Here is an 8,175-nt window from a genome sequence, read left to right on the forward strand (position 1 = left end):
TTGTGAAATTATAAATAGAGCAACAGAAACCCCATTTATATATAAAGACTAAATGCAGAGAAAAATGCACTTTAAACTAAGATATTAAAAGGTTTTGAGAGGTATTTAACTTGACCCTGTTACTGGTTTTTAAATAGAGTTAAGTCAACATATAGTCTCTCTTAAGTTATTAAAATGCTATATGGAATACACCCTATATATAATACGAGATAATGATATGACTAATACAAAAAAAACTTCGGCCGCAGTAGCGTCACAAGCGGCAAAAACCCTAAAAGATCCTAATGCTTCCGCTATTGAAAAGAGCCTGGCGGGATCAGCACTCTCGCAAACTAGCACCAGTAACCAGACAGGTGCGCATATGGAAGATATTGCATCACAAGTTCTGGCAAGTCCTGAATATAACGAACAGACTAAAACTCTGGCAGGCTCGGTACTCGCTCAAGCAAATAAGAAACGCTAGAAAAGGATAAAAACCCTGTATTGGGGCTTTCAGACTGCTGACAAAGTTGATAAGCGGGGAAATGTGCCGAATGGGTCGTAACGGAGTGAGCCGTCGGAGCGCCCATCGGTGCAGTCGCCCCGCCAGTTTCGGAGTGACAAAATAGGTTTGTCATCAACCTCAAAGCCCCTGTATCGGGGCTTTATTTAGCTAGATAGATATCACTTGGTCGGCAACTTAATGTCCTTGAACATTGCCTCGATATCTTCATTGGAGCGCAGAGCAACGGCTTTATCCACCACATCACGGGTGAGGTGCGGTGCAAAGCGCAGAATAAAATCGTACATATAACTGCGCAAGAAAGTACTGCGACGAAAACCAATCTTGGTGGTGCTGTAGGTAAAGATATCACGGGCATCGACCGTGACCAGATCAGGGTCTTGAATCGGATCAACCGCCATACTGGCAATCACCCCCACTCCCAGCCCTAAACGCACGTAAGTTTTAATCACATCAGCATCGGTCGCGGTAAAGACGATGCGCGGTGTCAAGCCGGCGCGGTTGAACGCGGTGTCCAGCTCTGAACGACCCGTAAAACCAAAGGTGTAAGTCACGATGGGATAGGCGGCCAGCTCTTCAATACTGACGTGGGTTTTGCCTGCCAGTGGATGATCAGGCTTCACCACTACCGCGCGATTCCAGTGATAGCACGGCAACATAATCAGATCGTCATATAAATGTAGCGCTTCGGTGGCAATGGCGAAATCTGCACTGCCCTTGGAGACGGCCTCGGCGATTTGGGTCGGCGACCCCTGATGCATATGTAGCGACACACGCGGATAGCGCTCGATAAAGCCTTTAATCACATTTGGCAATGCATAGCGCGCCTGAGTATGGGTGGTCGCGACATACAAAGAGCCTTTATCTGGATAGGTGTGTTCACCGGCAACCGCTTTAATAGCATCCACTTTTGACAATACTTCGCGGGCGATGCGAATAATTTCCAGCCCTGCGGGGGTCACCTGCGTCAGATGTTTACCACTACGGGCAAAAATCTGGATACCCAGCTCATCCTCCAGCATTCTAACCTGTTTACTGATCCCCGGTTGCGAGGTGTACAGACCTTCGGCGGTGGACGATACGTTAAGGTTATGATTAACCACCTCAACAATATAACGGAGCTGCTGCAATTTCATAGCTATACCATCCTAGGTTAAACACTGTGAGAAGCCCACAGTTTGGTATATCGGAATCACCCGGTATGCCGCGAAGTTATTAACTGAAACCCATAACTGCCTAATGCCAAGCTGGTCAGTATTGACCTTATAATAACTATAGGTGATAAGAAAATGTTTTATATAACCAAATTACTATATCATTTCATCCATGCTTGTATATACCCTGAGTTATCAAGGGACGACATCAGCATAAAAATAGTTTTTTTGGATCATGCAGATGGCAGCCAAAGATGGACAACGCCGACGGATTAACTAAGACTATAAAGTACTTGGGTAGATTAGCCCAATAAAAAACCAGCCATAAAGGCTGGTTTTCAGTTGTGGCAGAGAGTATTTCATATGGAAGCATTTTTCTGCATAAAAGCCTTCGAGAGACTCAGGCATTTATTTTTTTGCTTCCACCCATTTGCCATCAATATAGAAAGCAGACCAACCAGTGGCTTTGCCCTCTTTTTCGGATGAAACATACTGCTGCTTGGTCTTACGACTAAAGCGCACCATGGTTTTGTTACCCTCTTTATCCGTGACTGGCGCATCAGCCAAATAACGTAATTTTTCAGGTAAACGATCTTTGAAGCGCACCAGCTCTTCTACCAATGGCGCACGGGTTTCGCGCGATTTAGGGAACGTATTGGCCGCCAGGAACACGCCAGCCGCGCCATCTCGCAACACGAAATAGGCATCTGACTTCTCACAAGGCAGCTCTGGCAGCGGAACCGGATCTTCCTTCGGTGGTGCAACCTCACCACTGCGCAAGATTTTACGGGTATTTTTACACTCGTCATTGGTACAACCCATGTACTTACCAAAACGCCCCATTTTCAGGTGCATTTCAGAACCACACTTCTCGCACTCAACAATCGGGCCTTCATACCCTTTAATGCGGAATTCGCCCTGCTCTATCTCATAACCATCACACGCGGGGTTATTACCACAGACGTGTAATTTACGCTGGTTATCGATAAGATAGCTGTCCATTGCCGTGCCGCATTTCTGGCAGCGACGACGGGCGCGCAATGCGTTAGTCTCCGCATCATCACCCTCCAGAATGTTCAGAATCTCCGCTTCCGGCACCAGATTAATGGTGGTTTTGCAGCGCTCTTTCGGCGGCAATGCGTAGCCAGAGCAGCCCAGGAACACCCCGGTGCTGGCAGTACGGATCCCCATCTGGCGACCACAAGTTGGGCAGTCGATACTGGTCATGACCATCTGGTTCGGGCGCATACCGCCCTCTTCAGGATCTTTCTCGGCTTTTTCAAGCTGTTCGCTAAATTCTGCGAAGAAGCCATCCAGCACCGCTTTCCACTCAGCCTGATTGTTGGCTACCTGATCGAGACCACTTTCCATGCGCGCGGTGAAATCGTAATTCATCAACTCACGGAAATTCTCTTCCAGCCGATCAGTGACGATTTCGCCCATTTTCTCAGCATAGAAGCGGCGGTTTTCTACCCGCACATAACCACGATCCTGAATGGTCGAAATAATCGACGCATAGGTGGATGGACGGCCAATCCCGCGTTTTTCCAGCTCTTTCACCAGAGAGGCTTCACTGTAACGCGCCGGTGGCTTGGTGAAGTGCTGGCTTGGGATCAGTTTCTGTAAATCCAGCTCACTGCCGACTTCAATCACTGGCAAGGTTCTGTCTTCATCGCCTTTACGCAGTGCTGGCATCACCTTGGTCCAACCATCAAAGCGCAAAGTACGGCCTTTGGCGCGCAGTTGGAAATCACCCGCCTGCACGGTTAACGTGGTGGAGTCATACTTGGCCGGTGTCATCTGGCAAGCCACAAACTGACGCCAAATCAGCTGATACAGCTTCTGGGCGTCGGTTTCCATATCTTTTAGCTGCTCAGCCAGCACATTCACATCCGATGGACGAATGGCTTCATGCGCTTCTTGCGAATTCTCTTTGCTGCTGTATTGATTTGGTGCAGGTGGCAAATATTTATCGCCGAAATTATCGCCGATATAGTCGCGCACCATGGTCAATGCATCCTGACTCAAATTGGTGGAGTCAGTACGCATATAGGTGATATGCCCCGCTTCATACAAACGTTGCGCCATCATCATGGTTTTCTTCACCCCAAAGCTCAGGCGGGTACTGGCAGCCTGTTGCAAGGTGGAGGTGATAAAGGGTGCGCCTGGCTTGCTGCTGGTCGGTTTATCTTCACGATCCAGCACCTTATAACGGGCGTTTTCCAGCAAATTCAGTGCAGCATGAGTCTGCTCACGATTGACCGGCTTAAACGGCTTATTGTGAGCATGGGTGACTTCCATTTGGATCGGAACTTCACCTTTTGCCAGCAAGTCAGCATGCAGTTCCCAGTACTCTTCAGGAACGAATGCTTTGATATCACGCTCGCGCTCCACCACCAAACGCACGGCAACAGACTGTACGCGCCCTGCGGACAAGCCACGGGCAATCTTTTTCCACAACAGTGGTGAAACCATATACCCCACAACCCGGTCCATAAAACGGCGGGCTTGTTGGGCATTAACTCGGTCGATATTCAATTCACCGGGTTGATTAAACGCCTGCTGGATCGCGTTTTTAGTGATTTCGTTAAATACCACACGGCTAAAACGCTTATCGTCACCACCAATCACCTCCCGCAAATGCCAGGCAATAGCCTCTCCTTCGCGGTCAAGGTCGGTTGCGAGATAGATGTGGTCAGCGTTTTCAGCTAATGCTTTCAGCTCGGCAACCACTTTCTCTTTGCCGGGCAAAATTTCATACTGCGCTTTCCAGCCATGGTAAGGGTCGACACCCATGCGATTGACCAAGGCAACCTTTTCATCTTTCTTTACTTTGGTTTTGGGTTTGTCAGCGGCTTTCTTGGCTTTATCTTCGGTTGAGTTCGCGCTCTTCTTACTGGCTGAGCCACTGGTCGGCAAATCACGAATGTGACCGACACTGGACTTAACCACGTAGTTATTCCCTAAATATTTATTAATAGTTTTGGCTTTTGCCGGGGACTCAACTATTACTAGAGCTTTACCCATAATTACCTTTACCTAAATTATTTCTTCTAAAAGAAGGTTTTTATCTTGCCGTACCGCGGCATTCTGTATCTCTTTTTTATATTGCGGTACTTTTTCAGGAGATCAACCTGTTTTTTTGATCGGGCAACAAAATAGCGTTCCGAATCTTAGCGGGTGAGCTCTTAAATTTTTTGCCGGCGCCCAGTGCTACCGCAGTGAATTCTGTCTTATGGCGTCAACAAAACCTTCCACCTAATAGTATAAAATCCCACACTGTACCTGATAAAAAGCGCTACGCAACCTAATTAGCCAGTAATCTCTATTTATCCAATAGAGAGGGTAAAACGGCGAAAGGCTCGAATAAACCTTAGCCTGTTTGCGAACAAATGCTAACCCGCAGTACAATAGTGAGAGAAATTGCCTTGTAATGAGGAAATATAATAGTCGTGAGGAGATATGATGCTCGGAAACACAGTACCGATTGAGCGTAATAAATTATTGGCAGAAGCCAATGAGATTATTCGTCAGCATGAAGATTATATGCAGGGTATGCAGGCAACTGAGGTTGAGCAAAAAGGCCCGGTATTGGTCTTTCGCGGAGAGTTCTTCCTTGATGCAGATGGCCTGCCAACGGCGAAAACAACGGCGGTATTTAATATGTTCAAACACTTGGCTCACGTCTTGTCAGCCAAATATCATTTGGTTGATTGATAGGTTATTGACAAAGTGCTGGTTGGGGAGAGAACAGATCCTGCCACCCGGTTTGTTCGCAGCCTGAGGGGGCTAAGCCCCCTGTTTTATTGGCTATCAAGACGTTACGTCGGTTTATAGCAGGGGTTTCTCACCACGTTGCCACCAACGTAGTAGCAGACGATCAGCACTTTCTGCTGCACTGCCGGTAAAACGATCCATCAGACGTTTACGACGAGCATAACGTACACCAATAACCTCATGGTTATCCATTTCAGCAATCAGTAAATCATCGCTGGTGCCAATGGCATCAACCAACCCTTTCTCTTTAGCTTGGGTACCAAACCAATGTTCACCGGTCGCGACAGCATCGATATCCAACGATGGACGTTGCTGCTGGACGAACTGCTTGAATAACAGATGAGTTTCATTCAGATCTTCGCGGAATTTCTCACGCCCTTGCTCAGTATTTTCACCAAACAGCGTTAGGGTTCGCTTAAACTCACCGGCAGTATGCAGCTCGACATCAATATCATTCTTTTTGAGCAAGCGGTGGAAGTTCGGAATTTGTGCCACAACGCCAATCGAGCCGATAATGGCGAAAGGTGCACTGATGATACGATCAGCCACACAGGCCATCATATAACCACCACTGGCCGCCACTTTATCTACCGCAACCGTCAGGCGAATACCTTTGTGACGCAGACGTTCGAGCTGTGACGCCGCCAGACCATAGCCATGTACCACACCACCAGGGCTTTCCAGTCGCAGCAGCACTTCATCCTGAGCGGTAGCCACCGCCAGTACTGCCGAAATCTCTTCACGTAAAGAAGTGACTTCATGTGCATCAATGCTGCCTTTAAAATCAATCACATACAAACAGGGTTTTATTGCAGCCACGGCACCTGCTTTTGCGCGTTGCTTTTTCAGCTTTTGATCTGCTTTTTGTTGCTTTTTAAACTCTTTAATCCAGGTTTTTTGCTCCCCATGGCTCATGCGCGCCAGTCGCATTTCGCGCTGCATTTCCTTATATTGCTCACCCAGATCAACCAGGTTCAGCTCTCCCCGTTGCCCTTGTTTCCTCATTCCCTGGCTGACAACCAGTAAAACTACCGCACCAATCGCAACCACTATGGTGACCACTTTTGCCAGAAACAGTCCGTACAGAGAAATCAACTCCACAAATACCGCCTTTATTCATCTGCTATTAGAGAGATACTTGCATTCTAGCGAACCACTGCGCCGCCGTCTTGCGCAAATGAAAAATTGCATTGGTTTCGCTTAAATATAAGAATGTAAGAGATATCGCGGCCTGCTTGGGTAAAATACCCGCCGCCAGTAAGAGGAATAATTATGCATTATCAGCCTAAAGATAACCTGCTCGACAATCACTCTATTTTAGTAACGGGCGCAGGTGATGGCATTGGTCGTGAAGCCGCGTTGACCTATGCGCGTTTTGGTGCCCGCTTGATTTTAGTTGGCCGCACCGAAAGCAAATTAATTGCCGTACAACAACAGATTGCGGCTGCCAATGGCTTACCTGCATTGGTAATGACATTGGATCTGCTGCACACAACCGCGCAAGATTGCCAACAGTTAGCCAATACCTTAAGCCAACAGATCCCCCATTTGGATGGCGTCTTACACAATGCGGGCTTGTTGGGTGATATCGCCCCGATGTCTGAGCAGAACATCGCCGTTTGGCAAGATGTGATGCAAGTGAATGTCAATGCGACTTTTATGCTTACTCAAGCACTGCTACCTTTGTTGCTGAAATCTCCCAGTGCCTCGCTGGTTTTCACCAGTTCAAGCGTCGGTCGTCAGGGTCGTGCTGGCTGGGGAGCCTATGCCGTATCCAAATTTGCCACTGAAGGCATGATGCAGGTGCTGGCAGAAGAGTATAAGCAGAGTCATCTACGGGTTAATTGTATCAATCCAGGGGGCACCAAAACTCAAATGCGGGCCACCGCCTTTCCTGATGAAGATGCGAACAAACTAAAAACACCGGCTGATATTATGCCGCTGTATCTTTACCTGATGGGCGATGATAGCCGGAGAAAAACCGGAATCAGCTTTGATGCACAACCTGGCCGTAAACCCGGCCCCGCAGAGTAAAAGGAACCTTTAATGTCTGAAGAACGCCACCAGCAGCGCCAACAAAAAATAAAAGAAAAGGTTGAATCTCGGGTTGCCGCCGCACAGGAGATCCGCGGCATCATGATTGTTTTTACCGGTAACGGCAAAGGCAAAACTACCGCCGCTTTTGGTACCGTCACCCGGGCGGTCGGTCATGGGTTAACCGCGGGCGTCATTCAGTTCATAAAGGGCGAATGGCCGAACGGGGAGAAAAATTTGTTGCAGCAACATGGGGTTGAGTTTCAGGTGATGGCGACTGGCTTTACCTGGAATACCCAGAACAGAGAAACAGATACCGCCGCCTGTCAGGGCGTTTGGCAGCACGCTTTGCGTATGTTGGCTGATCCGGCATTAGATTTAGTGGTGCTGGATGAGCTGACTTATATGGTCGCTTATGACTATCTGCCACTGGATGAGGTGGTTAATGCCCTTCAACAGCGCCCTGCCCATCAAACAGTGATTATTACTGGCCGTGGTTGCCATCGTGATTTACTGGAGATGGCTGATACCGTGAGTGAGTTACGCCCGGTAAAACACGCTTTTGATGCCGGAATTAAAGCTCAGCAAGGTATTGATTGGTAATTTAGCGCAACTCTGCCCCCTATATCCGCGCAGTAAAAAGCCGCAGTGATTGAACTGCACCCCAAATGTTGGACACTCAACAAAGTAAGGTGCAGTTTTTTATGA

General features: G+C 48.0%; 7 protein-coding genes. 4 read left to right on the forward strand and 3 right to left on the reverse strand.

Annotated elements, in window-relative coordinates:
* The first annotated feature begins 217 nt into the window (after positions 1-217).
* Positions 218-463, forward strand: a complete 246-nt coding sequence (locus AACW11_RS01385; protein ID WP_212585646.1) for a hypothetical protein — start codon at positions 218-220, stop codon at positions 461-463.
* Positions 464-663: 200 nt separating this feature from the next.
* Here AACW11_RS01385 and cysB read toward each other — a convergent pair whose 3' ends face one another.
* Positions 664-1,638, reverse strand: coding sequence for an HTH-type transcriptional regulator CysB (gene cysB / locus AACW11_RS01390; RefSeq protein WP_005278296.1), 975 nt, complete (start codon positions 1,636-1,638; stop codon positions 664-666).
* A 426-nt stretch (positions 1,639-2,064) separates the two neighbouring features.
* A complete protein-coding gene (topA, locus tag AACW11_RS01395) occupies positions 2,065-4,683 on the reverse strand; it encodes a type I DNA topoisomerase (RefSeq protein WP_212585647.1) in 2,619 nt (872 codons plus the stop codon).
* A gap of 438 nt (positions 4,684-5,121) precedes the next feature.
* Here topA and AACW11_RS01400 point away from each other — a divergent pair, with 438 nt between their 5' ends.
* Positions 5,122-5,373, forward strand: coding sequence for a YciN family protein (locus tag AACW11_RS01400; protein ID WP_212585659.1), 252 nt, complete (start codon positions 5,122-5,124; stop codon positions 5,371-5,373).
* A gap of 114 nt (positions 5,374-5,487) precedes the next feature.
* On the opposite strand, the gene sohB is transcribed toward AACW11_RS01400, so the two are convergent.
* Positions 5,488-6,534, reverse strand: a complete 1,047-nt coding sequence (gene sohB / locus AACW11_RS01405; RefSeq protein ID WP_212585648.1) for a protease SohB — start codon at positions 6,532-6,534, stop codon at positions 5,488-5,490.
* A gap of 171 nt (positions 6,535-6,705) precedes the next feature.
* On the opposite strand from sohB, the gene AACW11_RS01410 reads away from it, so the two are divergent.
* Both AACW11_RS01410 and cobO read left to right on the forward strand, forming a co-directional pair.
* Positions 6,706-7,467, forward strand: a complete 762-nt coding sequence (locus AACW11_RS01410; RefSeq protein WP_212585649.1) for a YciK family oxidoreductase — start codon at positions 6,706-6,708, stop codon at positions 7,465-7,467.
* 12 nt (positions 7,468-7,479) lie between these two features.
* On the forward strand, positions 7,480-8,070 hold the full coding sequence (cobO, locus tag AACW11_RS01415; RefSeq protein ID WP_212585650.1) for a cob(I)yrinic acid a,c-diamide adenosyltransferase: 591 nt from the start codon (positions 7,480-7,482) through the stop codon (positions 8,068-8,070).
* Positions 8,071-8,175 lie beyond the last annotated feature (105 nt).

It is taken from the genome of Yersinia sp. Marseille-Q3913 (assembly GCF_963892745.1).
In the GTDB taxonomy this organism is placed as follows: Bacteria; Pseudomonadota; Gammaproteobacteria; order Enterobacterales; family Enterobacteriaceae; genus Yersinia; species Yersinia bercovieri.

Excerpts from the sequence above, each read along its gene's own strand:
- AACW11_RS01385 (WP_212585646.1), top strand. The coding sequence starts at position 218 with ATGACTAATACAAAAAAAACTTCGGCCGCAGTAGCGTCACAAGCGGCA.
- cysB (WP_005278296.1), bottom strand. The coding sequence starts at position 1,638 with ATGAAATTGCAGCAGCTCCGTTATATTGTTGAGGTGGTTAATCATAAC.
- topA (WP_212585647.1), bottom strand. The coding sequence starts at position 4,683 with ATGGGTAAAGCTCTAGTAATAGTTGAGTCCCCGGCAAAAGCCAAAACT.
- AACW11_RS01400 (WP_212585659.1), top strand. The coding sequence starts at position 5,122 with ATGCTCGGAAACACAGTACCGATTGAGCGTAATAAATTATTGGCAGAA.
- AACW11_RS01410 (WP_212585649.1), top strand. The coding sequence starts at position 6,706 with ATGCATTATCAGCCTAAAGATAACCTGCTCGACAATCACTCTATTTTA.
- cobO (WP_212585650.1), top strand. The coding sequence starts at position 7,480 with ATGTCTGAAGAACGCCACCAGCAGCGCCAACAAAAAATAAAAGAAAAG.